The sequence below is a fragment of the Acetomicrobium thermoterrenum DSM 13490 genome, assembly GCF_900107215.1.
Taxonomy (GTDB): domain Bacteria; phylum Synergistota; class Synergistia; order Synergistales; family Acetomicrobiaceae; genus Acetomicrobium; species Acetomicrobium thermoterrenum.
Genome location: NZ_FNPD01000008.1, coordinates 73,231 through 98,116 on the forward strand (window position 1 = coordinate 73,231; position 24,886 = coordinate 98,116).

At 45.6% G+C, this 24,886-nt stretch carries 27 protein-coding genes; 16 read left to right on the forward strand and 11 right to left on the reverse strand.

Translation table 11 applies throughout. The features are described 5' to 3' along the window. Window positions 1–14: 14 nt before the first annotated feature. The 9 genes from BLU12_RS07345 to BLU12_RS07385 all read left to right on the forward strand — a co-directional run bounded on the left by BLU12_RS07345 (window position 15) and on the right by BLU12_RS07385 (window position 6,728). Window positions 15–887, forward strand: coding sequence for a M23 family metallopeptidase (locus tag BLU12_RS07345; RefSeq protein ID WP_234945543.1), 873 nt, complete (start codon window positions 15–17; stop codon window positions 885–887). Window positions 888–1,264: 377 nt separating this feature from the next. After that, window positions 1,265–1,786, forward strand: a complete 522-nt coding sequence (locus tag BLU12_RS07350; protein ID WP_091461730.1) for a Na+/H+ antiporter subunit E — start codon at window positions 1,265–1,267, stop codon at window positions 1,784–1,786. Further along, window positions 1,783–2,040, forward strand: coding sequence for a monovalent cation/H+ antiporter complex subunit F (locus BLU12_RS07355; RefSeq protein WP_009201874.1), 258 nt, complete (start codon window positions 1,783–1,785; stop codon window positions 2,038–2,040). The genes BLU12_RS07350 and BLU12_RS07355 overlap by 4 nt, the downstream gene beginning before the upstream one ends. Beyond that, window positions 2,037–2,396 (forward strand): monovalent cation/H(+) antiporter subunit G, encoded by a 360-nt coding sequence (mnhG, locus tag BLU12_RS07360; protein ID WP_091461732.1) that lies wholly within the window; start codon window positions 2,037–2,039, stop codon window positions 2,394–2,396. Before BLU12_RS07355 ends, mnhG begins: the two co-directional genes overlap by 4 nt. Beyond that, window positions 2,393–2,653 carry a Na(+)/H(+) antiporter subunit B gene (locus BLU12_RS07365; RefSeq protein ID WP_009201876.1) on the forward strand — a complete coding sequence of 87 codons (261 nt, stop codon included), beginning with the start codon at window positions 2,393–2,395 and terminating at the stop codon, window positions 2,651–2,653. Before mnhG ends, BLU12_RS07365 begins: the two co-directional genes overlap by 4 nt. A gap of 5 nt (window positions 2,654–2,658) precedes the next feature. Next, entirely contained in the window at window positions 2,659–3,405 is a 747-nt protein-coding gene (gene mbhE / locus BLU12_RS07370) for a hydrogen gas-evolving membrane-bound hydrogenase subunit E (protein WP_091461733.1), read from the forward strand. Next, window positions 3,406–3,747, forward strand: a complete 342-nt coding sequence (locus tag BLU12_RS07375) for a sodium:proton antiporter (protein ID WP_091461735.1) — start codon at window positions 3,406–3,408, stop codon at window positions 3,745–3,747. Between the two features lie 8 nt (window positions 3,748–3,755). Next, window positions 3,756–5,207 carry a complex I subunit 5 family protein gene (locus tag BLU12_RS07380; RefSeq protein ID WP_234945544.1) on the forward strand — a complete coding sequence of 484 codons (1,452 nt, stop codon included), beginning with the start codon at window positions 3,756–3,758 and terminating at the stop codon, window positions 5,205–5,207. A gap of 57 nt (window positions 5,208–5,264) precedes the next feature. After that, window positions 5,265–6,728, forward strand: a complete 1,464-nt coding sequence (locus tag BLU12_RS07385; protein ID WP_143270388.1) for a complex I subunit 5 family protein — start codon at window positions 5,265–5,267, stop codon at window positions 6,726–6,728. A gap of 152 nt (window positions 6,729–6,880) precedes the next feature. On the opposite strand, the gene dmpI is transcribed toward BLU12_RS07385, so the two are convergent. Further along, window positions 6,881–7,138 (reverse strand): 4-oxalocrotonate tautomerase DmpI, encoded by a 258-nt coding sequence (dmpI, locus tag BLU12_RS07390; protein ID WP_057940736.1) that lies wholly within the window; start codon window positions 7,136–7,138, stop codon window positions 6,881–6,883. Window positions 7,139–7,229: 91 nt separating this feature from the next. Here dmpI and BLU12_RS07395 point away from each other — a divergent pair, with 91 nt between their 5' ends. After that, window positions 7,230–8,453, forward strand: coding sequence for an MFS transporter (locus BLU12_RS07395; protein WP_091461739.1), 1,224 nt, complete (start codon window positions 7,230–7,232; stop codon window positions 8,451–8,453). Window positions 8,454–8,458: 5 nt separating this feature from the next. Here BLU12_RS07395 and BLU12_RS07400 read toward each other — a convergent pair whose 3' ends face one another. The 5 genes from BLU12_RS07400 to BLU12_RS07420 form a co-directional block, all read right to left on the reverse strand. Continuing rightward, window positions 8,459–9,640 (reverse strand): class I SAM-dependent rRNA methyltransferase, encoded by a 1,182-nt coding sequence (locus tag BLU12_RS07400; RefSeq protein ID WP_091461741.1) that lies wholly within the window; start codon window positions 9,638–9,640, stop codon window positions 8,459–8,461. A 7-nt stretch (window positions 9,641–9,647) separates the two neighbouring features. Continuing rightward, window positions 9,648–9,860: a ubiquitin family protein gene (locus BLU12_RS07405; protein WP_057941009.1), complete on the reverse strand. Its 213-nt coding sequence runs from the start codon at window positions 9,858–9,860 to the stop codon at window positions 9,648–9,650. Continuing rightward, complete coding sequence (locus BLU12_RS07410; RefSeq protein ID WP_091461743.1) at window positions 9,838–11,748, reverse strand: aldehyde ferredoxin oxidoreductase family protein; 1,911 nt, start codon at window positions 11,746–11,748, stop codon at window positions 9,838–9,840. Before BLU12_RS07410 ends, BLU12_RS07405 begins: the two co-directional genes overlap by 23 nt. 97 nt (window positions 11,749–11,845) lie before the next feature. Further along, window positions 11,846–13,123, reverse strand: coding sequence for a diaminopimelate decarboxylase (gene lysA, locus BLU12_RS07415; protein WP_091461745.1), 1,278 nt, complete (start codon window positions 13,121–13,123; stop codon window positions 11,846–11,848). 51 nt (window positions 13,124–13,174) lie between these two features. After that, window positions 13,175–14,533: a chloride channel protein gene (locus BLU12_RS07420; protein WP_091461746.1), complete on the reverse strand. Its 1,359-nt coding sequence runs from the start codon at window positions 14,531–14,533 to the stop codon at window positions 13,175–13,177. A gap of 83 nt (window positions 14,534–14,616) precedes the next feature. Between BLU12_RS07420 and BLU12_RS07425 the strand changes: the two genes are divergently transcribed. Both BLU12_RS07425 and tsaA read left to right on the forward strand, forming a co-directional pair. Beyond that, the gene (locus BLU12_RS07425) at window positions 14,617–15,102 is read left to right on the forward strand and encodes a methylglyoxal synthase (protein WP_091461748.1); all 486 of its coding nucleotides are present in this window, start codon (window positions 14,617–14,619) and stop codon (window positions 15,100–15,102) included. Continuing rightward, a complete protein-coding gene (gene tsaA, locus BLU12_RS07430) occupies window positions 15,099–15,530 on the forward strand; it encodes a tRNA (N6-threonylcarbamoyladenosine(37)-N6)-methyltransferase TrmO (protein ID WP_091461750.1) in 432 nt (143 codons plus the stop codon). Before BLU12_RS07425 ends, tsaA begins: the two co-directional genes overlap by 4 nt. Here tsaA and ppdK read toward each other — a convergent pair. Then, on the reverse strand, window positions 15,522–18,188 hold the full coding sequence (gene ppdK / locus BLU12_RS07435; protein WP_091461752.1) for a pyruvate, phosphate dikinase: 2,667 nt from the start codon (window positions 18,186–18,188) through the stop codon (window positions 15,522–15,524). The genes tsaA and ppdK overlap by 9 nt on opposite strands. Before the next feature lie 244 nt (window positions 18,189–18,432). Here ppdK and BLU12_RS07440 point away from each other — a divergent pair, with 244 nt between their 5' ends. Next, window positions 18,433–18,918: a ferritin-like domain-containing protein gene (locus tag BLU12_RS07440; protein WP_091461754.1), complete on the forward strand. Its 486-nt coding sequence runs from the start codon at window positions 18,433–18,435 to the stop codon at window positions 18,916–18,918. A 59-nt stretch (window positions 18,919–18,977) separates the two neighbouring features. On the opposite strand, the gene BLU12_RS07445 is transcribed toward BLU12_RS07440, so the two are convergent. Next, window positions 18,978–19,178, reverse strand: coding sequence for a hypothetical protein (locus tag BLU12_RS07445; RefSeq protein WP_091461755.1), 201 nt, complete (start codon window positions 19,176–19,178; stop codon window positions 18,978–18,980). Window positions 19,179–19,390: 212 nt separating this feature from the next. Between BLU12_RS07445 and BLU12_RS07450 the strand changes: the two genes are divergently transcribed. The 3 genes from BLU12_RS07450 (at window position 19,391) to BLU12_RS07460 (ending at window position 21,728) form a co-directional block, all read left to right on the forward strand. After that, window positions 19,391–20,842, forward strand: coding sequence for a sensor domain-containing diguanylate cyclase (locus BLU12_RS07450; RefSeq protein WP_234945545.1), 1,452 nt, complete (start codon window positions 19,391–19,393; stop codon window positions 20,840–20,842). 59 nt (window positions 20,843–20,901) lie between these two features. After that, a complete protein-coding gene (locus tag BLU12_RS07455; RefSeq protein WP_091461757.1) occupies window positions 20,902–21,162 on the forward strand; it encodes a hypothetical protein in 261 nt (86 codons plus the stop codon). Between the two features lie 62 nt (window positions 21,163–21,224). Beyond that, window positions 21,225–21,728 carry a ferritin-like domain-containing protein gene (locus BLU12_RS07460; RefSeq protein WP_234945546.1) on the forward strand — a complete coding sequence of 168 codons (504 nt, stop codon included), beginning with the start codon at window positions 21,225–21,227 and terminating at the stop codon, window positions 21,726–21,728. 97 nt (window positions 21,729–21,825) lie between these two features. On the opposite strand, the gene BLU12_RS07465 is transcribed toward BLU12_RS07460, so the two are convergent. From BLU12_RS07465 to cbiB, 3 genes are read right to left on the reverse strand one after another with little or no spacing between them, the layout of a single operon-like run. Then, window positions 21,826–22,779, reverse strand: coding sequence for a cation diffusion facilitator family transporter (locus BLU12_RS07465; RefSeq protein WP_091461759.1), 954 nt, complete (start codon window positions 22,777–22,779; stop codon window positions 21,826–21,828). 24 nt (window positions 22,780–22,803) lie between these two features. After that, complete coding sequence (gene cobD / locus BLU12_RS07470) at window positions 22,804–23,853, reverse strand: threonine-phosphate decarboxylase CobD (protein WP_091461760.1); 1,050 nt, start codon at window positions 23,851–23,853, stop codon at window positions 22,804–22,806. A 49-nt stretch (window positions 23,854–23,902) separates the two neighbouring features. Beyond that, entirely contained in the window at window positions 23,903–24,841 is a 939-nt protein-coding gene (cbiB, locus tag BLU12_RS07475; RefSeq protein ID WP_091461762.1) for an adenosylcobinamide-phosphate synthase CbiB, read from the reverse strand. Between the last annotated feature and the right edge of the window lie 45 nt (window positions 24,842–24,886).

Genomic DNA, 24,886 nt, shown 5'->3' on the forward strand with positions numbered 1-24,886 from the left:
GGGGGGTCAATATTTTGAATAATATTTTGAATAGAAAGATAAAAAATATATTATACAGCACTTTTATAACGATCTTCGTCTTATCTACGCTGGCGGAAGCCGCAGAACTTAAATGCACCTATGCGACGCGCCTGGGAGAACCTTTCTTAATGCGTCTCGTCTCGCCCTACCCTTTAACCGACGTAACTGTTCGTTGGCTTGACAAAGAAGGTCCATTAAATGTCGCCTTTTCGGAAGGCAAATATGAAGCGAGTATGCTTTTGGGAACAGATGTAAAGGATACAGGCCCCGGCGTTCACGAACTGATAGTGAGATATCACGAAAGAGGTAAATTTTGGACTCTGCGGCATGATGTAAAGGTGAAGCCAAAATCTTATCAGACCCAGGAACTGAAGGTACCGCAAGCTATGGCAACGCCTCCCAAAGAAGTCCTGGAAAGGATAGAAAAGGAATCGAAATTGGTAAGAGATATCATTAACGCTGTCACTCTCCGACGACATTGGGAATTGCCGTTACAACGTCCCGTTAATGGGATCGTTACATCACCCTACGGATTTAAAAGAATTTACAACGGTACCCCAGGAAATCCCCACCGAGGAATCGACTTCAGGGCAGCCGTCGGAACGCCTGTAAAATGCGCCGCAGACGGCGTCGTATCCCTTACAGGAGATCATTACTTCGGCGGAAAGAGCGTGTACGTCGACCATGGGAACGGAGTCATTTCCTGCTATATGCATTTATCCGAGATCTCCGTTAAAGAAGGCCAATTTGTACAAAAAGGAGAAGTTATTGCTCTTTCTGGACAGACCGGAAGGGCCACGGGCCCACACTTGCACTTTGGGCTTTATCTTTTAGGAAATGCCGTCGATCCAGCGTCACTTTTTTGAATGCCACTAGCTTAAATGCGCCTTATGTTATTTGCTAAATCATTTTAGACCATTTTTCAGGAACCTTTTGTTCGTCGACGCAAAGCCAGTGCCTTATTTGAAATAGAGCCCAAAAGGGGTTGACTTCAAAAATTAGGACATGATAAGATCGTACCTGCTCGTTTAATGTTCTATAGTAACAAAGGTAAATTAATTGTTTTTTGCTAACTATTAGCATTTTAGTTGGCTTAAAATAGCGGCGGCAATTGCAAAAGGATATTCAAAGGGATTGTCTGATCTACCTTATCAAGAATTTCTTATAGCCTGTGATATTTTTGTATTGTCAATCGTATGCTCCTGCAACTCCTTTAAACTCTAGATAGAAAAGGAGCTGTAATATGGGGACCTATCGCAAAAAATCTATTTTGCTCTTCGTGGTTCTCTTTTTATTCTGGGTTCTTTTTACATGGAAGTTAGAACTTCCTGCTCTGGTTGTTGGGTTGGCCTTGAGCTTTGTCGTTACCCGAATTTCACACCTATCCTTTTTCCCCACCGTACACGAGTTGTATCGCCACAAAGAACCGCCTCTGCACTTTCGATTTAGGGAAGCAATTACCTTTTTTCCCTTATATATCTTAAATATTCTCCTGGCTACCGCTCAGGTCGCCCTCTTAGCTCTAAAACCGCATATTGAGTTAAAACCCGGCATCGTCAAACTTGAAACCTCAATTAGAAACAAAACAACTTTAGTCATCTTGGCAAACCAGATCACTTTAACACCTGGCACTTTGACTGTCGACATTGATTTAGCACATCACAATTTATTCGTCCATTCCATAAATCTTCGCACCTTAGATGCAGACTCAGTGCGCAAAGAAGTCAAAGAGCTCGAGGAACGACTAAGGAGGATGATGGAATGATAAGACTGGCCCTCTGGGGATTGATGATCGCTTCTCTCATGGGATTCTGGCGCGTCATAATCGGGCCGACGGTTCCAGACAGAATAGTAGCTGCCGATGCTCTTACGATTATTTTAACAACAGTCCTGGCTTTACTTGCCATAGATTTCGGAAATGGAATTTTTTTGGACATTGCCCTAGCCTTTTCCATTTTAGCCTTCGCAGATGTTCTTATAATGGCTAAGTATTTTGAGCATGGAGAACTTCACCGATGAATATTGATATCACTTCGACAATTGCATGCGCTTTTATGGCGGTTGGAGTATTCTTCGCCATGACATCTGCTCTGGGAATGATAAGATTTCCCGATGTTTACACCAGAATTCACGCCGGAACCAAGGCACTAACGGGAGGAGCATTAATGACATTGGTCGGAGCAGCTCTTTACTATCCTGCATGGCAAGTCAAGGCGAAAATTCTGCTCATAGCTCTCTTTTTTCTGATCACGAATCCCATTTCCTCCCACGCTATTGCCAGAGCCTGCTATTTGCACGGAATAAAGCCTACGGTCTCCTATAAAGACGACTATGGAGAAAATTTAAACAACAACAGCGAGGAGACCGAGCGGTGAGTGCCCTCTTTTACTCCTTTGTCTGCTTTTTTTTGATTTTGACCGCTTTGGTGGCATCCGAGATAAAAGACATCTTAAGTGCCGTGATAAGTCTTTCTGTTTTTAGCGTATTATTGGCAATAGCCTTTGTTGCGCTTCAAGCCCCCGATGTTGCGCTTACACAGGCTGTCATTAGCTCCGGATTAATCACGTCTCTTTTTTTGGTCGCCTACAGCCAAACACAAAAAGAAGGCAGACGAGAAAATGACGAGGAGTAGCAGTGATGTCTAAGTCCTGTTTTTTAAGAATCGTGACTTTCTTGCTTTGCCTTGCACTAGGATGGCAGTTCTGGAAGGGCATCCTCGCCCTTGAACCGACCCAAATCATAATAGGCCCTGCGGCACATTACATCGAAAGTGCCGCCGAAGAAACGGGCGCAACAAACATAGTTGCTGCCATACTCTTCGATTACAGAGCCTTAGATACCCTAGGCGAAGCGTCGGTAATTTACACGTCGGTTTGCGGCATCGCGATGTTATTTGCCAAAAGCAAATTCAAAATCTCTTCTACGGGATTGTCCTTCATTGTGAAAAGGGGAGTAAGTTTTATAATTCCTTTTCTGCTATTGTATGCTGCAGGGATAGTGCTCATGGGACACATATCTCCCGGCGGAGGCTTTCAGGGTGGAGCAGTTTTTGCTACCGCTACAATCCTTTTCTGTATTGTTTACGGCTCTGGCTTTGAAGCAGTCATGATCAAGCCCAAGACAAAAGAACTGATAGAATCGTCGGGAGCTCTCATGTTTGTTCTCATTGGATTCGTTGGGCTTTGGACCGGGGCGGGCTTTCTCGCTAATATCGCCGCTGGCTACCCAAAGGGGGAGGTAGGCAGATTTCTAAGTGGCGGATCTATACCACTGCTAAATATCGCAGTAGGTATGAAAGTAAGCGCGGGGCTGTCCACTATCTTTTACAGCATGATTAAGCTCTTGGAATTCGAGGTCACCAAGCATCCGGGGGGTGAAGAATAAATGACTATAATTCCGTTAAGCCACGGTACTGCTATAATTTTATTCTGCATTGGTTTATACACAATAATATCCAAAAGAAATCTCTTTAAAACGGTTATAGGTCTTTCCCTTATGGAATCCTCTGTTTTACTGCTGATAGTAGCCGCTGGCTTTGTGCAGGGGGGGCGTCCTCCCATTTTGCCAATAGAAGGCATTGCCGTAAACCCCCTCCCCCATGCTTTTACCTTGACAGCAATCGTAATAGGGGCAAGCGATTTGGCTTTGGCCCTTGCTTTCGTAATAAAGCTACATCAACGTTACAAAACGGTAGACTTGGATAAAATAAGGGGTCTTCGAGGATGATTTCACTATTGACTGTACTCATCCCCCTCACTTGGGCTTTTTTAATCCCTTTGATACATATTTTCAGAAAAACTTGGCTAAAAAGGGCTATATTATTATTTGGCATAGCCGTCTTTTTCGTCACAATCTCTGCAGCCATATCGGGATGGAAACAATCCGCCCTTTCCTTCCTTGGGGGTTGGCCTGCAGAGCTGGGCATTGTCCTTATTGTAGATAAACTATCAGCTGCCTTTCTCTTTCTTTCGGCCATAGGAGGAGGAGCGGCATTTTTAGCTTCCTACGGGCGCTTAAAGGAGGGACCGTGGAGGTATTATGTTATTTTTTTCCTGCTTCAGGCTTCAATGAATGGCGTATTGATAACGGGAGACATATTTAATCTATACGTTTTTTACGAAGTTTTTTCGCTGGCGGCATACCTTCTCGTTGCCTTTACCATATCGTGGCAAGCTATTGAAGCAGGATTGAAGTATCTAGTACTCGGCACGATTGGCGCTTTTTTTATTTTGCTGGGCATCGCCTATATTTTCATGGCCACCGGATCGTTAAATATGGCAGTGCTTTCTCTGGTACTACCCCACATACCGAATGAAGCTTTGACAGTTATTGCAGCCTCTTTGCTGATAGGCCTTTTTATTAAAATTGGAGCTTTTCCTGTGCATTTCTGGTTGCCAGATGCCCACTCTTCCGCCCAAACGGCCGTAAGTGCCCTCCTTTCGGGAGTCGTGGTAAAGGTATCGATATATACCCTTCTCAGACTGTCTCTACTACTCTTCCTCGATACAAAACCAGCTGTCTTTACAGTTATCACCGTCGTAGGAACATTATCCGTATTGGGCGGTCATTTAATGGCATTGAGGCAAGAAGACATAAAAAGATTATTGGCTTATTCCACGGTTGCACAGATAGGTTACGTGCTTATAGGGGTTGGAACGGGATTGGCTGCTGGCATTTCTGCAGCTTTTTTCCATGCGATCAACCACATGTTTATGAAAGTGGGGCTTTTCATTGCGGCCGGACATATTGCCGAAGACATGAAAACCCGCAACATCTACGATCTTCGAGGTCTTTACCATCATCGCCGGTGGTTCGTCATCGTCTTTTCCCTCTTAACTGCTGCAATAGTAGGCATTCCTCCTCTTAACGGATTTATGAGCAAATGGTACCTGATGCTCGCTGCGACAAAAGCAGGAAATGTAATTCCAGCGTTGGCCCTAGCCTTTGGAACAGTAATTTCGGCTTTTTACTACATGCGAGTTTTATCGTTTTTTTACTCATCAGGCGATCCGCCGCCGCGACAAACAAACCCTTACTGGAACCTTGTTATATCAGGAGCTTGTGCCCTGTGTTGCGTTTTTTTGGGAATCGTTCCCCTCGTTCCGTCTCTCTGGAAGTTGTTTTCGGATATCGGCCTCAATGCAGTCGATACGGCAGAATACATATCTACGATATTGTCAAAATGAGGCTTGCTTCATGTTTAGCTTCGATTTTTTTAGGCTGGTGATGACACAGTGGCGACAATGGAAATATTAAAGTTTTCTTTCGTCTTCGATAAACTTTCCCTGTCTATGGCTATGTTGGCCCTTTTTATGGCAATTGCAATTTCCATATTCTCTCTGGATTACGTAGAAAAGAAACGAGGCAAAGAACGTAGGTTTTTCGTCCTCTCCCCCTGGATGTTTTGTGTCTTTTCCTGTATGGCCCTCTTCTCGGGAGACTGGTTTTTCTTTGGGGTATTTCTCGAAATGTCCTCAATAATGCTATTTTTCATGATCCTGCCCTTAAATTTTCGTACAGCCCTTTACTATTTGCTGACTCAACTTTCCGGATCTCTTCTTATCTTTGTCGGTGCGGCCATCATGATAACCGAAAGAGGAAGCGCTGTCATGGGCCCTGTTCCTCCTAACCTCCTTTGGCTGTTCCTTTCGGGATTGGGCATTAAAACCGCCCTTTTGGGGCTTCACTTTTGGCTTCCGAAAGTTCATAGCGAAGCTCCCACACCTACTAGTGCCCTCCTATCGGGTTTTTCCGTCAAATTAGGAATATATGGCCTTATCAGACTGGCCTCTCTTCCTGCGACAGACGTGCTCATGGTTCTCGGTCCATCAATGGCTTTATACGGCATCATCCAAGCAATAACCCAACACGACGCTAAACGGTTGCTAGCCTATCATACAATAAGTCAATTGGGTTACATCGTCTCGGCAATAGGAGTTGGGACGGCTCTTGGTATCGTTGCTGGAGTATATCACACAGTAGCTCATGCTCTCTTTAAGGGCCTATTGTTTTTGTGCATAGGTTCAATTGAAAAAGCTTACGGTACGAGAGATCTTAGCCTTTGGGGTCATGGCACTGCGAGAGCTTTTCCCGTTACTTTCGCATTTTTTTTGATAGGAGCTTTAGCAATATCGGGCTTTCCCGGCATGAGCGGTTTTGCTAGCAAAGCCATGATCAAAGCATCGTTAAAAGAAATTTCATTTTATCCAGTAGTTTGGATCCTTCAAGCAGCAAATGTCGGAACAGTATTGTCTTTCTTCAAGTTGGGCTATTACGGATTCTTCTTTAAAGGAGATGTTGTTCGAAAAGATCCACATTATAACCCTATTTTGTCCTGCAAAAAGAGAATATTTCAAAATACGGGAATGGCACTTTTAGCTTTTATGACGATCTTCTTGGGAATATGCCCCCAACTTCTTCCAAACTTTATGGGAATGAATTTTGGAAATTTCTTCGAGACCGAAGCTCTACTCTCGGCCATAATCCCAATCTTCACCGGCGGCATCTTATTTATCGTCTTTAAAAAAACCCTTACCCCCGGAAAACACGAAATTTATGATCTGGATTTTCTGTTAATCAAACTTTACGGCATCCTGATCCTCTGCCCGACTATAGTGGCTAAAATTCATACAGGCAAACTACGTCAATATACAATCCATGTCATCATCGCTGCTTTGGTGATATTCTTTTTTCTGGCAAGAACATAAAATAACTTGCATAAACATGGCGACCAAGGATGCCAATCAATAACCCCCGCAAGCTTTCCCCTTCCTCAGAGGGATCTACGCGGGGGTTATTGATTGCTTAATCCTGCTGTTTTAATTATTTATCCCCAGGCAATGGATAGATCTCAAATAACCTAAGCTTCTGTTTTCTTCCTTCGACAGCCCCCACGCTTTGGCTTTTCCGCAGGGGCTTCCTCGGAACAATCTTGTTTTCTGTCGGCCAAAAGCATCCCGCCAACTCCTACGTTTTCCTGGGGATTTTCGGAGACCAGCACCACAAAGGCTTCCTTAGGTATATCCATGATCTTGCTCGCCGCCTCTGTAAGGTCTTTAACCAATTCTCTTTTCTTTTCTAGGCTCAAAGCCGGACCACTGACAGTAATTACAGGCATATTCGGCACCTCCTCTGGACTAAACTACCTATTTTGGTATATTACATTTAAATAATAACACATTTAATTTTAATAAAAAGGGGATGCTCTTTTGAAAACCGGTGATTTAAAAGCTAATGCCCATAAAGGACTTGCCATTCTCACCATGGGTCATTTTATAAACGATATACATGCCGCCTTTTTGGTTACGTTCACCCCAATCTTGATGATGAAGCTGGGGCTGTCGATAACACAGGCCAGCATGTTGACTTTTCTGTCGGGTATAATAAACTCCTTTTTGCAGCCTCTCTTGGGCTACGCTTCAGACCAAACATCGCGTCCGCTGATGATCCTGGTAGGCCCGATACTTGCTGCATTGGGAGCTTCGCTTATACCTTCGTCTCCCAGCTACGCGCTGGCCTTTTTCTTCGTAGGATTGTGGGCCATAGGAAGCGCTACCTTTCATCCTCAAGGTCAGGGATCGGTAGGACACGTATCATCCTCGCGAAATCTGTCCTTTTCCTTTTCCATTTTTTCGATGGGAGGAATATTGGCGAGCGCCTTGAGCCCCCTTTACGGTGCCTATCTTTACCAAAGGTTGGGAGAGGCCTTCATGCCCATAGCGACCTCCCTTCCGGTCTTGCTTTATGCAGTATTGGTCTTTAAGTTTTTCCCCTCCATCCCCAGCAAGGAGACAAGTCGCAGATCGGACAACACAAAGGGCTTAAAGTTCATATTGCATTCTATAAAAATAACCTTCGCGCCCCTATGCGTCGCCGTAATAAGGGATACATCGATTCAGGGCATTCAATTTTTCATGCCCATAGCCATAGCCATCAAAGGAGGCACCATCGGGGATGTGGGGAAGGTACTCTTCATCATAATGATAGCAAGATCGATATCGCCTTTAATAGGAGGATACATCGCCGACCGCACCAGCAAAAGCATGATAATCTTCTTATGCATGTCTCTGGGGGGAGCTTTACTCATCCCTGCCGCACTGCTAAAAGGCGTCATATCGATTTTGCTATTCACCTTGGGAGCCGCCTTAATCGAGGCCACGACTCCCATAACGGGCGCCATCTCTCAAGAATGGATGCCCGAGTCGAGGGCAATGGCAAGCTCTATAGTCATGGGTTTTGCATGGGGATTGGGAAGCCTATTGATTCCGCCTTTGGGGATTATAGGCGACCACCTTGGCATCACCTGGGCGTTGGCTGTCATCGGTGCCTTGCCCATCCTGAGCTTGTATTTTGTCGCCGTAATAAGAAAAAAGGAAAAGGCCGCTGTCTCAACGGAATTACAGGGAGACGACCAAGGCACTTTGCCCAAATAAAATCATCAAGAAACTTCGAGGAGAAGGCATTTGAGGTACAGCGACTCGTCAAAGCCCATAAGCACCGGATGATCCGGCGATTGACCCTCCCTGGCAACAACGCGAAGTGTTTTGCCGGCGTCCTTCGCCGCCTCAAATATAACCCCTTCAAAGAGATCCCACGATATATGGTGAGAGCAGGAGCAGGTCAGAAGAAAACCGCCTTCTTTGATTATTTTCATGGCTCGCAAGTTGATCTCTTTATATCCCCTGAGAGCCCCCTCAACAGCCTTTTTGTTTTTGGCAAAGGCCGGCGGGTCTAAAACGATTACGTCGTACCTTTGACCCTTTGGCTCTAACTCCCTTAGGCGGTCGAAAACGTTTGCCACATCGTATCGGCAAACAGCGTCAAATCCGTTCAGGCCGGCATTGCGCCTTGCCGTCGCTACAGCATCCTCCGATACGTCTACGCCAAAGACAGTTTTCGCGCCAAACCTGGCAGCGTTGAGGCCAAAACCCCCAGTATAACAGAAGGCATCCAGCACATCGGCCCCCTTTGATATATCCTTCAATAGGACCCTGTTTCGACGTTGATCCAAAAAATGTCCCGTTTTTTGGCCTCCGGCGATATTTACGCAAAACTTTACGCCATTCTCTTCGATTATCACTTCATCGGGCACTTCACCGAAGAGAAGGCAATCCTCTTGAGACAATCCCTCAATCGCTCTCACGGGCACGTCGTTTTTGTGGTATATACCTTTTACGGGAAAGAGGTCGGTTAATACCCTTACGATGATTTCCTTGAACCTATCCATCCCGAGCGTCAGGGTCTGCAAGACTATATAATCGCCAAATTTGTCAATAATTACACCGGGCAGAAAGTCCGCTTCACTAAAGACCATCCTGTAGGCATCAAGCTCGGCAATTCCGGTCTTGCACCTGAAGTTCAGGGCAGATTTGAGCCTTTTGCGCCAAAACCTTTCGTCTATCCTTTCTTGTTTTCTGGTCAGGATTCGTGCAACAATGTACGAAGAGGGATTGGCATACCCTATACCTAAGAATTTCCCCCGCCAATCCTTGATCTCGACTAAATCGCCCGGAGTAAAGTCGCCCCTGATCCTGTTTATCGCATTTTTGTAAATCCATGGGTGCCCTTCATGGATGCTTTGTTCAAACCCCTTCTTAACGTATAGAGAATTAAGAGCCATAATACATTTAACCCCCTCCCAAGGGAGGAAAGATCCGCACTTCATCTTCCGGATTCACCAGATCATCCAGGGAGATGTACTTCGAGCGACAGATTGCAAATCCCACTTCTTCCCTTGAAATATTTACTTTATTGAGTATATATCCCAACGTCACGGCCCGATCCAGCTCTACAATATGCTCCGTCAATCGATCGCCGCTAAATACTATAACCTTGGCCATCGTCTTCCGCTATCCAGTCGAGCCCCAATTCCGACAATTTTCCTCTGGTAGGAATGCCCCTTTCGTCCCAATTCATCATTGCGTAATATATTTGCAGCGCCTCCTGAAATTCCTCCTCAGAAAGCGAATTCCCGGAAAGAGGACCTTTTTCGAGGGGAGAAAACAACCTTTCCGGCAAGGTATCTTCTTTGACATCGAAACCCTCACGGGCATTGAACATCCTGGCGAGCACCAAAGCTCTCTCCCCGACTTTCATCAGCTCAAATGCGCTCGTTTGCCATCCGGTGAAGGCGCACATGGCATCTACGACATCTTTTATGGGCATAGAGCTTCTAGGCACCGGCACGAAATCACATATACCTGCAGCGTTAAAAAAGCTCCACCACATGGAAAGGTAGGCAAAAGTCCGCACTTTTAAGTTTGAGAAGACGGTAGGACTTTCGGGCTCCAAAATACCCAGAGGCATTATTTCTTTGAAACCATATTGGTCCTTTGAAGCAACCATAGTATCATGGGCAGCAACCATATGGTCTGCCCCCCTTTCGGAAGCAGCGTAAGCTAAGGCTAATGAATATTTCCCCCTTGGCTCATGCATCGGTAACTCCTGACCCTTTGCCGTCAAGACAAACTTTTCCGAACCCTTTCCTATGATTTCGGAGGCCCTTTTGCTGCCCTCGGCGAGAACGTCGCCAAAGCCTTCTCTTTTTGCTATCTTTTCTATCATGGCCAGGAGGGCCTCGCCGTTGCCAAAGGTCAGCTCTATTCCGTCGGTATCGTCTCCGGTCAAAATATTTGCCTCGAAGCATTCCATGGCAAAGGCTATGGTCATCCCGGTGCTGATGGTGTCCAAGGTGTATTCGTTGCACATCTGATTTGCTTTAGCTATAACTTCTATGTCATCGACTAAACAGAGCGATCCAAAAGAAGCAAGTGTCTCGTACTCAGGGCCGCCGAATCGTGGCTCTACTCCATAACGATCCGATTTAACGGCTCTTTTACACCTCACGGGACAGGCATAGCAGCCTTCCCTGGCCACTAATATCTTCTCATTCATAGCCTTCGCAGAAATTGCCTCGGCCCTGTCGAATTCACCGTAACGAAAATTTTTGGTCGGCAAAATCCCGGCCGCATTATTTCCCAAAACGGAAGCCGCTGTTCCGCTTTCGTACAACCCCCTGGTCAGAGGATTCTCCATTACCGTAGAGCCGAATTTCTTGGATATTTCCGACATAAGCTTATGGTCCGCTATGGGAATCTGCTTTTTACCTCGGACAGCGATAGCTTTGAGGTTTTTGGAACCCATCACGGCTCCAAGTCCGTTTCTGCCGTTAAAATGTTTTAATTCATTAGTTATGCAGGCATACCTTACTAGGTTTTCTCCGCCGGGCCCTATCTGGGCAACTCTAATGGCGGGGTCTTTGTGTCTATCTCTTATCGCATCCTGAACTTCGCCGGTCTTTTTCCCCCATAGATCTCCGGCACCGCATATGCTCACATCTCCGTCGTTTATATAAAGATAAACCGGTTTACAGGCTTTGCCCCTTATGACAATCCCGTCAAAGCCGGCACGCTTTAGCTCAGGCCCCCAAAAACCTCCGGCCTCAGACTGTCCAAAGGCATTTGTCAAAGGCGACTTGGCACCCACGGCAAAGCGACACATCCCTCCTAAAGGTGCGCCCGTTAAAGCTCCGGGGGCAAAGACCAGAACGTTATCCGGGCCCAGAGGATCGATGCCGGGCTTCATCATCTTAAGTAAATAGTAGCCTATTAAACCAGAACCCCCCATGTAGGTCCTATAGAATTCGTCGCTAACATTCTCCACTTCGATCCTTTCCGCAGATAAGTCGACGTGCAAAACCCTTCCGTTGTATCCGAATGCCAATTTCATTCCCCCTCAAATTAATCGCAATTATCTTTAAATTTGTCTATATTTTTAAATTATAATTCACTTATTAGCCGAGAGACAAATTCTGTAAAACAGGCTTTTAATCGTCACAAATCGACCTTTGCTTGGCCAGTAAATCGTCGTAGGTTTCTCTCTCCACAGCCAGGAAATCCTTTCCGTTCTCGACGAAAACAACTGCAGGTCTGGGAAGCATATTATAATTGCTGGCCATAGAATAGTTGTATGCTCCCGTGTTGAAAACCGCCAGCAGGTCTCCTGGCTTAATATCGTCTGGGACAGGAAGGTTTTCTATCAAAATGTCACCGCTTTCACAACACCTGCCCGCCACGGTTACGATTCTGTCTTTTGGTAGGCCTTCCTTGCCCACCACTTCGGCGTCATATTTAGCCCCGTACAGAGCGGGCCTGGGATTGTCCGCCATTCCGCCGTCTACGCTTACATAGGTAGTAGAACCTGCTATTTCCTTGATGGCTCCTATGGTGTATAAAGTTATTCCCGCTTCACCTACTATCCATCGACCGGGCTCTATAGCAACGGAGGGCAGAGGTAACCCAAAGGCAGAACATCTGGCCCTTAATCTTTCCATTACAGGATCCACGAAATAGGATAGCGGTTTTGAAGAAGCATCTCCATGGGCAGCGATGCCAAAACCGCCCCCAATATCCAACTCTTCGAGGATAAAACTTTTATCGCTCTGTAAATTTGCCATAAGCTCAGTAACGACATCTATAGCCTGTACGTAGGGCCTATGATCTTCTATCTGAGACCCCAGGTGAAAATGAAGGCCCTTCAAAGCAATGTGCTCCATCGAGAGCGACTTTTCCACCAAATAGGGCACGCGCTCCAAAGGGATGCCGAATTTAGATCCCCTGTGACCTGTTTGTATATATTTATGTGTTAAAGCCTCCACTTCGGGCGTCACTCTAAGAAGGACCGACGCACGCCGTCCCTTCGAAGGTGCAATTTCATTAATTAAATCCAATTCCCCTTCCCAGTCGACGACTATCCTGCCCACGCCTCTGTCTATAGCCGTCTCGATTTCTTGGCGAAGTTTGTTGTTACCGTGAAACACTATATTTGCCGTAGGAAAATTGGCCTTTAAAGCCAGGTGAAGCTCTCCTCCCGATACGACATCAAGGCCCAATCCTTCTTTTTTTATCAAACTACACATAGCAATAGTCAAAAAGGCCTTCCCAGCATAATAGGCACGAGAGTTTGCGTAATGGTCAAGAAAACCTCCCCGTATTTCTCGACATCGATCTTTGATGATGCTTTTTGAAACCACATATAAAGGAGTCCCATATTTTGAAGCTAAATCCCTCAAATTACAGCCATCGAAATAAAGACTCGTCCTCATCGATAAATTCATCTCCCCTATTCTTACCAGAAAAGTAAAGTCTCGGTTTAGCTACTTGTTTTTCTGCTTAATTCTTAAAGCCCTGATATATCTTGACAGAAATATCTTAGAAGAAAGGATCTTAACTTTATAAAAAGCTTGCTCGCTGGAGTAGGGTGAAATCTCGAAAACCTTGGATTTGGGCCTTGCCAATACTTGCGTGGGGTAGATGCTCCTGTGCCCGCTGACTACGAAGGAAAGGACACAAGCTATGGCAGCCAGGGGCGTAGCTTGGGGACCCATTATTTCCATGGCCATAATGCTGGCGGTTATAGGGGTATTAGCGGCACCAGCGAGCACGGCCGTAAACCCCATTACGCTCAATAAAATAGGATCGGATCCCGTAAGTCGCGCAAAGGTTGCTCCTGCCGTCGCACCCACGAAAAAAGTGGGGGTCAACACACCCCCGCTACCTCCGCAGGAAAGGGTGATCGCCATGGCAAGGGACTTTATAAAAAAAGCAAACAGGGGAACTCTGGCGCCTGAAAGAGCTTCGTAAACCGTATCCATGCCAAGACCGAGATATCTGGTACCCAGCGTCAAAGCCATAGCCAACAGCAAAAATCCGCCAAAAAGGGGCTTTTTCCACCAAGACATATCGAGCTTTTTGAACCTGCTTTCCGTGTAATTAAGCATTTCGATATGCATAATTGAAACAAATCCGAAAAAAATGCCTGCCATTACCGATAATAATATGACCTTCCATTCTAATGAGATCGGGATAATTCTACCGGCTAAACCTGGAATGCCAAAACTGGTTGCAACGATTCTGGCTATAATACCACTTATGAAAGACGGCAACAATACATCGTAAAGCATCTGTCCTATGTACAGCACCTCCACCCCGAATACCGCACCGGAGATCGGGGTTCCGAAGACCGCCGAAAAACCGGCAGATATACCACAAACTACCAATTTTTTTCTGTCCTCTACGTCCAGGCGAAGAAGACCTGCCAGCCAGGACATCAAGCCTCCGCCTATTTGAGCACAGGGACCCTCTTTGCCTACAGAGCCCCCCGAAGCCAGAGTCGTTATAGTGGCCGCAAGCTTAACGGGAACTATCTTTAAAGGAATATATCCTTGCTTGTAATGGACGGCTTCGATGACCTTTTCCGTTCCGTGCCCGTGAGCCTCTGGGGCAAAGGTCTTTATCAAAAAGGCGCTTGCCAGAAGCCCCAGGGGCAGCAGCAAAATACGCCAAAAAGGCGGCAGCCCGCCCACGAAGGTAACAGAACCTTCCAGGAGATGCAAAAAGACAGAAGCCACCCCTCCTACAATTAAACCCGCCAACAGGGAAAGAATACCCCACTTGGCCGCGGAATATAGAAGTACAAATATCTCTTCGACCCTTTTATCATCGCCATTTTTCACTTGACATCACCCGGGAATGATTATAGCATTTTAGACGTTCTGTCATTTTATATCGTGAAAGTAACAAAGGGGAGTGAAAAGCTGTGTACAGGAAAAGAATTGCTTTGGTCGCTCACGACAGCATGAAGGGTGACATCATCGAGTGGGCACTTTATAATAAAGGCACCCTAACGGAACACGACCTCTACTCTACGGGAACCACTGGTTTCTTGCTGGAAAGAGAACTCGGGGTTCCAGTTTTTAAATTCAAATCGGGCCCCCTGGGTGGAGACCAACAGTTGGGAGCTCGAATTGCCGATGGCTTGATCGATATATTGATCTTTTTTTGGGACCCCCTTAACATTCAACCCCACGATCCTGACGTAAGGGCACTGCTGAGGATATCGGTCGTCTACAACATACCTACTGCCTGCGACAGATCTACGGCAGATTATCTGATTTCCTCGCCACTACTTAAGGAAACCTACAAGCCGATCCGAAAGTTTAACCCAGAGGAATACCAGCAGAACAGGAACCTTAAATTCCTGGAACAGATAAAATCCTACGAGGACAAGGAGGAACAAGTGTGAGTGGTTTGTGGGAAATCTCTCCTATAGGAAAAGTTTTATCCCCCATAAAGGAGCCTGTCAAACCGGATTTATTTCACAACGTCAGATGCACCGTGGAAATATATCCCGAGTTCAAAGAAGGATTGTTAGGCTTAGAAGAAGAAATAGAAGTCCTCGTGATGTTTTTGTTTCACCTCAATATTGAGAAATCTCCCCTTCTGGTGCATCCGAGGGGAGATACTTCGAGGCCTTTGCGGGGAGTATTTGCAACCTGTTCTCCGACGAGGCCAAATTCGATAGGAACAAACAGGTGCCGCCTGATCGCTTTGAGGAATTCCTATATAGATCTTATCGGTTTGGAGGCGATAGACGGCACCCCCGTTATCGACATTAAACCCTTTTCATGCCTGGATCCCCGATATGATGCTAAGGTAGAAGATCTAATTTAGCAGACCCAGCGATGAATGGGCGGCCGAAAGCCTCGCTACGGGAATACGCATTGCCGAACAGCTGACGTAATCAAGCCCAATGCGGTCGCAAAAGGCAATGCTCGACGGATCCCCGCCGTGTTCTCCGCATATACCAAGCTCTAGGTCTTTTTTCGCGCTTCTGCCTTTTTCGACTGCCATCTTCATCAAGGCTCCCACCCCTTTGCGGTCTAAAGTGCGGAAGGGATCTTCCGTATATATCCCCAGACGCACGTAGGCAGCCAAAAATTTACCCTCCGCATCATCCCGGGATACGCCTAAAGTTGTCTGAGTGAGATCGTTGGTGCCGAAGCTAAAGAAGTCGGCGTATTCAGCTATCTCATCGGCGACTATAGCTGCCCTTGGCAACTCGATCATCGTGCCTATTTTGCATCTCCAATTCTCTCCGTAAGATTCGGCAATTTCGGCAACTGCCTTTTCTATGTTCGCCCGAAGCATGCACATCTCCTGCCCGGTCGCGACCAGCGGAACCATGATTTTGACCTTGACGTCAACGCCTCTTTTAATCAGCTCGCAGGCCGCCTGAGCAATGGCCTTCGCCTGAGCTTCGTATATTTCGGGGTAGAGCACGCCGATACGGCAACCCCTGAAGCCCAACATAGGGTTGCCCTCTTGAAGCCCTTCAATCCTCTTCAAAAGAATCTCTAGTCTCTGCGCTTCTGGAGATTCTCCCCTGCCCTCGGACCGAAGCTGGGCTAACTTCTTGGCTACATCCTTCCCCTTCGGCAAAAACTCGTTTAGAGGGGGATCCAACAATCTCACAATAATGGGAAGGCCTTGCATCACTTGAAAAATTTCCACGAAATCGTCCTTCTGCAATCTGGCGAGCTTCTCCAATGCATCCATTCTGTCTTCGACCTTTTCCGCCACAATAACCTGCTGCATTATGGAAAGGCGATCGCTTTCTCTAAACATATGTTCCGTCCTGCACAGTCCGACTCCTTTTGCGCCAAGCTTCCGAGCCTGCCGCGCTTCTTCGGGGGTATCGCAGTTTGCCCACACCTGAAGCCTGGCGAACATGTCGGCCATATCCAGGAAGTGGTGAAGATATTCTTCGTGCATGGAGGGCTCGATTAAGGGGACCTCTCCCGGGTATACCTTTCCGCTGGTTCCGTCGATCGTTATTACATCATCTTTTTTAACGGTAAACTCACCTACGGTAAATCTCTCGCCGATAAGGTCAATGTTTACCGCCTCACATCCTACAACACAGGGAATTCCCAATGAACGGGCAACTAAAGCGGCGTGGCTCGTCTGCCCTCCCCTGCTCGTAAGCAACCCGGCTGCCCTGGAAAGACCGTGTATATCCTCAGGCGTCGTTTCAGGCCGTACAAGTATTACAGGTTCTCCTCTTTTACCGCGCTCTTCGGCCTCGTCCACATCGAAAACCACCTTTCCTGTAGCGGCGCCGGGAGATGCGGCTATGCCTTCTGCTATGGAAGACAAATCTGCCGAAGGATCGACTTGTCGATGGAGCAGCTGTTCGATCTCTTTTGGCGTTACCCTGGTCACCGCTGTGCGGGCATCGATTATGCCCTCCTTGACCATCTCCGATGCTATCCTTACTGCCGCCTTAGCCGTGCGCTTCCCGTTTCGAGTTTGGAGTATATATAGCTTGCCCCTCTCTACCGTAAACTCTATGTCCTGCATGTCTTTGAAATGTCTTTCAAGGGTTTCGGCGACAATTTTAAGTTCTTCGTAAATATGTGGACTGACCTCCTTTAATGCCCCTATAGGTTGGGGAGTTCTTATTCCTGCCACGACATCTTCGCCCTGAGCGTTAATCAAAAACTCGCCGAAAAGCTCCTTATCGCCCGTAGAGGGGTTGCGGGAAAATAACACGCCCGTGCCACAGTCGCTCCCCAAGTTTCCAAAGACCATTTCCATTACCGTGACAGCCGTTCCCAAATCATCGGGTATATTGGCAATTTTCCTGTAGGTTACCGCTCTCTTGTTGTTCCAACTCCTAAATACAGCCTCGATGGCCATCTTTAACTGGGCCCAAGGATCTTGAGGAAAGGGTTCTCCGCTTTCCGATTTCACTATCTCCTTGAAACGACTGATTATTTTCGCCAAATTTTCTTCAGGTATCTGATGATCAAATTTGATGTTAAGTTGTTTTTTATGTTCGCTTAAAACCTTCTCGAAATGATCAAGGTCGATACCTAATACCACATTAGCGAACATCTGTATAAACCTTCGGTAACAATCGTGGGCAAAACGCGGATCCCTGGTGTTTTCGGTAAGAGCTAGAACCGTACGGTCGTTAAGCCCAAGGTTTAATATGGTATCCATCATGCCCGGCATGGATACGGGAGCTCCCGAGCGAACCGACACCAAAAGCGGGTTTTCTTCTCCCCCAAAAGTCTTTCCGCTGACATGCTCAAGATAATGCATATGCTCTACGATTTTAGGCCACAGCTGATCAAGCAGTCCGACGCCTTCTTTCATATAGGCACGGCAAGCCTCGGTCGATATGATGAACCCGTTTGGGACGGGCAAACCGAGCGATTTCATCTCGGCCAAATTAGCCCCCTTGCCGCCCAGAAGGTTCACCATTCCGGCGTTACCCTCGTCAAAGCGATATACATACTTCACTCCTGTCTTGACAACACTCATCGTTCTTACCTCCTTGCAGATTTGCTATCTGCATATCGCGTTGACGATTTATCTCTAAACTCTCTCATCGTCTCACTTACATTTTGTTCTAGTATACCACTATGTGCAAATTCAGTGTAGGGCCTATATCGAAACTTTAGTTTACTCGACTCGCTCTTCGTCGACTCGTTGTGTAAATAAAACATTTGGGCTAAAATATTGATATAAAAGTGTGAAAACTTTACCTTTTAGGAGGGGATGAGAAATGGCACAGAAAACGAGGAAGCTGGTCGAAGAACATGCAGACAAACTGATAGAGCTGTTGAACAAGGCTTATGCCGATGAACTTGTAGCCTATTTTTATTACAAAACTGCCGCCCTTTTAGTTAAGGGAATTCACGCCAAAACTGTGGCTGATCAACTCGAAGAGATTGCCAAGGAAGAAATGGAACACTCGGAAGAGCTGGCAGAACGCATAATACAGCTGGGCGGAGAACCCATTGACGACTGGGACGAGATAACCAAAAAGGCCAATTACCCAAAAGTCGATATACCCAAGGACAGATCCGATTACGAGAGCATATTGAAAGCAGTCCACGTTGCCGAACAAGGCGCTATAGGGGTATATGCAGACATCATTAACTTCTTGCAGAAAACAGCCAAAGATCCCGTTACGTTCCACGTGATACGCCATATAATGGGTGAGGAAATGCATCACGAGGAAGAGGTCGAAACGTTACTGGGCTTGTAAAAAGACAGATCAAGGCGGGATAAATCATCCCGCCTTGATTCATATTAAATGAATTTATTTTACAGTGCTTCAGGATCGCAAAGATTTTCAGCTTTTGCAGCCGCCCTGCCGCATCTTCGACAGACGAATTTGGGGTTTCTGACTAATTTTTTATACTCCTCTAAATTAGAATCGATATATCTTACGTTTTCCAAATAGCAAAGATGCTCTTCGTGACCGATATGGGGCATGGTGAATTTTGCTTCTGCCATCCGGGCCATTTTACATCCCTCCTGTAAGCATTTATAATTCTTTTAAATTATACCACCTTCGCACAAAGTTTTGCGACAATTTCGGGCTTTTGCGGATATCCTGGTTCGTCAATTATGAAGCGCTATCAATGCCCAGATAAATTTTTATATCAGGTGGAATACTAACTGCTTTTCGATGTATGATTGCAATGCTTTTTGAAAGGGGTTTGTTAATCTCAATTATGAATATATTAAAAACCTTATTGGTGTCAAATTCGGCGGAAGGACCTAAACTTATTTCTCATATCGTTATCCTCTTTTTGTTGGTAATTTCTGTATATATAACGATTTTGGTGGTTAATCATCGCAAAAGACACGCCAAACCTCTCTCAGACAGGCTTTATGACGGAATTTTTTTGTTCACCCTGATAGATCTTTTGCCGGAACCGATTTACCTAAAAGACGACAGGGGGGTCATTTTGATCTGCAACAAAGCTCTTCAAAATTTTCTGCATTTAAAAAAAGAAGATATTATAGGTAAAAGCGTATTTGAAATACTCCCTCCGGAGGACGCAAAAACCTGCGCCGAAAAGGAAAAACCTCTTTTTGATCCCAAAGGAACTGACTGTGTCACCTACGAAAGTGTAAGAATTATAAACGGCAAAAAGCACTATGTCATCGAGCGAAAAAGGGCTATAAGCGACCAAAAAGGAGAAATATTGGGAATAATCGGAATAATCATAGATATAAGCGAATTAAAAAAAGCCCAGGAAAAGCTTATCGCAGAAGAGAACCGCCTGAAACTTGCCCTTGAGATAGGAAGTATCGCCTACATGGAACTTGATTTGAAAACTAAAGAAATTTATATTAGCGATACCGTACTCCAGTTATTAGGGCATGAAAGTACTGTTTATCTAGGTTCTTTGGACAAATTTGTCAATTTGATACATCCCGATGATAGGGAACATTTCATATCTGGCTTATATGCATGCTTGGTAAAAAACGCAATATTTGTCCTACAGTTTAGGATCAAAAAACCAAATGATGAGTATATCTGGTTGGAGTGTAAAGCTAGGCCCATCGAAAAGGACTTCGATTCGGGCGAACCGGTTAAAATCGCAGCCGTTATGGTCGACATAACGGGCTATAAAAGTAAAGTTTTGAGGCAGGAACAAATCATCAGCGATCTCTACAGCGTCGCCACAACCGATAGCCTTACAGGTGCTTTGGTTAGGTGGGCCGGAGAGGCTTATATAAAGCGCATTTTGGATAAAACGAATAATGGAGACTTAAATCAAGAACCTGGCTGCCCATTTTCCTTAATAATGATCGATTTGGACAACTTTAAACTTATAAACGATACCTACGGACACCTTATGGGGGATGCGATTCTTTTCAAAATTGGAGAAACCATAAAGAAGTCTTTGAGAAAGAATGACATATTCGTACGATGGGGGGGAGATGAATTTCTGATATTCTGCCAAAACTCCATCGATCAAACGATCCCTATGGCCGAGAGGTTAAAACATATTATCGAAGAGGCTTTTTTCATGGAAGAGATATCTCCCACAGTAAGCATTGGTCTCACTCACGCAAATCCCGGAGAGTCTTTAGACGAAATTTTCAAGAGAGCGGACAAAGCTCTATATAAAGCAAAAAAGGAGGGCAAAAACAGGATTTGCATTGTTAGTTGATGTGCTGTATCGGAAATGATAACAAAGTTAACATTATTTAACAATAAGGTGGTCTCGCAATGAGTAAAGAGATACTCCTTGAGATGAGGACAATTAAAAAGGAGGAGTTCATCGAATGGTTTCGCCAAATGGGGGGAAAGGAAAAGGAACCCGATGTCTACACAGGACCATTCTGGAATGCCCATATAGACGAACCTAAAAATATCAAACTTGGCGCTATGAACTTTATCTCCATACGCATTAAAATTGTCGTCGAGGACGATAAATACGATGATTTTATGAGCAAATTCAGGTTGCGATTCTTAAGAGCCGGAGGCTAAATAGGGAAAGAGTGGTATACTTAAAAGGAAACCAAGACATCAAGGGAGGAATAGTATTGGAAATGGAGAAAAAAATATTGGAATTTGCCTTAAAAATGGAAGGCGAAGCGAGGGATTTTTATCTGAACGCCAAAAATAAGGTTAACGATCCCACGGCCAAATCGCTCGTGAACTATCTGGCCGATTGGGAACTGTCTCATTGCAATTTCATTCAAGATCAACTGAAAAAAATCGAAAGCGCCGGCAAATGGGATCCTGCGGCCGCGACGGAAATGGACGAAGAGTCCGCCCGGGAGTTCTTGAGAAAACCCTGGATAGAGGGAGAGCTTCAAAGCTCCCTCGTATCCAGCGTATCCGATATAAGTTTGCTTAGAATGGCCTTGGCTTTGGAGCGCGATTTCAACAACTTCTACAAGAAGGCTGCCGAAAAAATCGATAATACCGATGGGAAAAAGGTCTTAAATATGCTGGCAAACTGGGAAGCGGAGCATATGTCGATAATAGACTCCCAACTTCAACAAATGCACAAAGATTTCATGACAGAGATGGGATTTGAGCCCTTTTAAAAAAGCCGTATTTTGTCACCCTGAGGTGGCTTAAGTCCAAAAGGCAAGCAGTGAAGGACGCGGATTGGAGAACTTCCTGAGTCCATTATGGCTTGCCTTAACTTTCTTTCTCCTCGGGCTTCGGGTAACTTTTCGACAACCTCCTGCTGTCTGCCGGTTCCATATGTATCGTTATAATGCTATGGGGACCGAAGCGCCTTTTAAAATCTCTCTCCAATTGAACCGTTATGTCGTGTGCTCTATTAAGCGTCATCCCGCCTTCTAGCATGATGTGAACGCTCACGGCGATATGGGGTCCTAAACGACGTGTCTTCAAATCATGAATTCCCCTTACATCAGGTATGTTCCATATGATATCAAGAATGTCCTTCTCCTCCTGCTCGGGGAGAGAAGCCTCTAACAGTTCATTTATGCTCTCCATTGCCAGCGGGATGGCAAGCCTCAATATGACCATTCCCAAAATTGCCGCTGTTATGGGATCCAATACGCGCCATTTTTCGCCCAAGAGCACTGCTCCGGCGATTCCCAAAAAAGTTCCTCCTGCGAGAAAGACGTCGCTTCTGTGGTCCCAGGCCTTGAGCTTCAAGGTGCTGCTATCCAGCTTTTTCGCCATTCCGTTAGTATATACATACAATAGCTCTTTGACTCCCATTGTAAAGGCCGCCGGAATCAAGGTTATGACGCTTATCTTCTCTATAGACACTCCTCCGGCCACGGAAATTATCTTGCCTATGCTATTCCACAATATGAACCCGGCAGCTGCGATGAGGAAAATGCCTATTACCAAAGTGGATAGTGTCTCAAACTTGGCATGGCCAAAATCATGGGTGGCATCATGAGGCTTTCCGGTAATACAAAAGCCTATCAACGCTACGGCATCGGTTATTGAGTCGGACAAGGAGTTGACGGCGTCGGCCACGAGGGCGCTGCTCTTGCCCCACAGCCCTACCGTCAATTTAAAAATCATCAGCAACAAATTGCATACCAAGCCAATCGATATAACCCTACGAGCATAACGCGCCCTTATCTTTAAATCGTACCGGTCTTCCATAAGGAATAACTCTCCACGGGAAAATTAAGGCATAATGCCTTTCAACGCTTCTATGAGCCTTTCGTTCTCTTCTCGGCGCTTGACGGCCACCCTGAAAAAGCGATCGTCCAGATACTTGAAGTTGGAGGCATCTCTGATCAATATGCCCCTCTCGACTAGTCTTTCCTTGATCAGGCTCGCCTTCGCATATTTGGATTTTAACAAAAGGAAATTAACTTTCGTATCAAAGGCAACTAAATTATCTATCTTATTCAGCGCACTTAGCATATAATCTATTTCGTTATTGATATACATCCTGCTTTCCTCTATATAGGAGCTGTCCTTAAAAATTTCCCTGCCTACAAGATCGGCAAAAGCGTTGACCGTCCACGGTTCCTTGTTGCTGTCCAGCCTTTCAATAAGATTAGGGTTTCCAATGCCGTATCCCAATCTCAGTCCCGGCATTCCGAAAAACTTGGTTGTTGCCCTTACGACAAACAAGTTATCATATTTTTCGACCAGAGAAAGGGATTCGTAGTTTTTGCACTCTTTTACGAACTCTATAAAAGCTTCGTCTATCATAACGGGCATGTTCAAAGCATCGGCAGCTTTCAAAAGATCCGTCGCTTCATCGGCCGAGATTACCTGTCCGGTAGGATTGTTTGGATTACCTACAATCAGAGAATCCCCGTATTGCAGACGTGAAATGAGATCGCCTAAATTTAGCTTGAAACCCTCTTCCTCCTCTAGCCTAAAGCATATGGGTTCTCCGCCGTTTACGCATGTAGCCCTTTCGTACTCCAAAAAGGAAGGCGATGGTATGATGGGTCTTTTTACTTTAAAGGTTCTTACAAAAAGATGTATGAGCTCTGAAGCACCATTTCCAACGATAATGCTCTCTCGAGAAATGCCCGTGTATTGTGCTATTGACTCTTTAAGGTTGCGATATTTTATATCTGGATATCTGGTAAGATCTGCTTTTTTTACGATATCGAAGACGCATTTCGGCATCCCCAAGGGATTGATATTCGAGCTGAAATCGATTAACTCGCCTTCGTAGTCATAAACATTGCCACCGTGTTCATAGGGGCGCATACTCATTCCTCCTCAACTTATCCCCGCAAATTGCAAGCCTCCGTTAACGTCAAAACAATAAAGCCAACGCATAGAAGGACACGATCCCCAATATCGAGGAAGCGTACATGATCCTTATGCTATCTTTTATATGCCCTGGCGAAATTTCTGTTCTTTTATCGCCAAGGATCGGCCTCATTTCAGGTCTTCCAAAATAGTAGTTAATACCACCCAGCTGAATGTTCAAAGCACCGGCCACGGCCGCTTCGCCATGAGCGCTATTTGGACTTTTATGCTTTAACCTGTCTCTGAGAAGAACGTGCCAGCAGTTTTTATAATCATAACCCATAAGAAAAGAAGCTAATACTATCAAAAGAGCAGTTATGCGGGCAGGTATAAAATTCAATATATCGTCCAGCTTTGCCGAAGCGTATCCTATATCCCTATATTTTTCGTTGGTGTAACCGACCATGGAGTCCAAAGTGTTCGTTGCTTTATAAAAAAGCGCTAAAGGCGCTCCTCCGATAAATGCGTAAAACAAGGGAGCTATGATGGCATCGGATATATTTTCCGCTACTGTCTCTACTGCGCCCCTTGAAATCTCTTCTTGGTTCATCCTGTGCGTGTCTCTGCTCACTATATAGGACAATCTTGTCCTGGCTTCTGCAAGTTCGCCCCTTATCAGAGCATCATACACCCTCTTTGCGGCCCTGCCAAGCTCCTTGGTGGCAAGACATGTGTATATAATAAAAATCTCTAATAAATCTCCAAGATAAGGATGTATTAAACGTGCCAAAAGGATGAGCGCATAAGATGAGATGAAAGATGAAGCGACTATCAAAAAACACAGGGCAAAGCCGGCTGTTTTTAATTCTCTAGGGTTTTTGGCCCGCCTTCGCAGTTCTTCTTCCAGCCAGGTAACGGCTTTACCTATGATAACTACGGGATGGGGATAACCCACGGGATCCCCTAACACTAAATCCAAGAAATAGGCCACCAACACTTTCATCGTCTTTTCTCTCCATCTGATTTCGGCTGCATAATTTATGGCAAA

Coding starts and splice junctions, on each gene's coding strand:
- mbhE (WP_091461733.1), top strand. CDS start 2,659: ATGTCTAAGTCCTGTTTTTTAAGAATCGTGACTTTCTTGCTTTGCCTT.
- BLU12_RS07400 (WP_091461741.1), bottom strand. CDS start 9,640: ATGGCTCTTAATTCTCTATACGTTAAGAAGGGGTTTGAACAAAGCATC.
- ppdK (WP_091461752.1), bottom strand. CDS start 18,188: ATGAGTGTTGTCAAGACAGGAGTGAAGTATGTATATCGCTTTGACGAG.
- BLU12_RS07465 (WP_091461759.1), bottom strand. CDS start 22,779: ATGGAAGACCGGTACGATTTAAAGATAAGGGCGCGTTATGCTCGTAGG.
- BLU12_RS07410 (WP_091461743.1), bottom strand. CDS start 11,748: ATGAAATTGGCATTCGGATACAACGGAAGGGTTTTGCACGTCGACTTA.
- BLU12_RS07405 (WP_057941009.1), bottom strand. CDS start 9,860: ATGGCCAAGGTTATAGTATTTAGCGGCGATCGATTGACGGAGCATATT.
- BLU12_RS07350 (WP_091461730.1), top strand. CDS start 1,265: ATGGGGACCTATCGCAAAAAATCTATTTTGCTCTTCGTGGTTCTCTTT.
- BLU12_RS07440 (WP_091461754.1), top strand. CDS start 18,433: ATGGCACAGAAAACGAGGAAGCTGGTCGAAGAACATGCAGACAAACTG.
- BLU12_RS07385 (WP_143270388.1), top strand. CDS start 5,265: ATGGAAATATTAAAGTTTTCTTTCGTCTTCGATAAACTTTCCCTGTCT.
- dmpI (WP_057940736.1), bottom strand. CDS start 7,138: ATGCCTGTAATTACTGTCAGTGGTCCGGCTTTGAGCCTAGAAAAGAAA.
- BLU12_RS07450 (WP_234945545.1), top strand. CDS start 19,391: ATGAATATATTAAAAACCTTATTGGTGTCAAATTCGGCGGAAGGACCT.
- lysA (WP_091461745.1), bottom strand. CDS start 13,123: ATGAGGACGAGTCTTTATTTCGATGGCTGTAATTTGAGGGATTTAGCT.
- BLU12_RS07445 (WP_091461755.1), bottom strand. CDS start 19,178: ATGGCCCGGATGGCAGAAGCAAAATTCACCATGCCCCATATCGGTCAC.
- BLU12_RS07355 (WP_009201874.1), top strand. CDS start 1,783: ATGATAAGACTGGCCCTCTGGGGATTGATGATCGCTTCTCTCATGGGA.
- cobD (WP_091461760.1), bottom strand. CDS start 23,853: ATGCGCCCCTATGAACACGGTGGCAATGTTTATGACTACGAAGGCGAG.
- BLU12_RS07460 (WP_234945546.1), top strand. CDS start 21,225: ATGGAGAAAAAAATATTGGAATTTGCCTTAAAAATGGAAGGCGAAGCG.
- BLU12_RS07455 (WP_091461757.1), top strand. CDS start 20,902: ATGAGTAAAGAGATACTCCTTGAGATGAGGACAATTAAAAAGGAGGAG.
- BLU12_RS07375 (WP_091461735.1), top strand. CDS start 3,406: ATGACTATAATTCCGTTAAGCCACGGTACTGCTATAATTTTATTCTGC.
- mnhG (WP_091461732.1), top strand. CDS start 2,037: ATGAATATTGATATCACTTCGACAATTGCATGCGCTTTTATGGCGGTT.
- cbiB (WP_091461762.1), bottom strand. CDS start 24,841: ATGAAAGTGTTGGTGGCCTATTTCTTGGATTTAGTGTTAGGGGATCCC.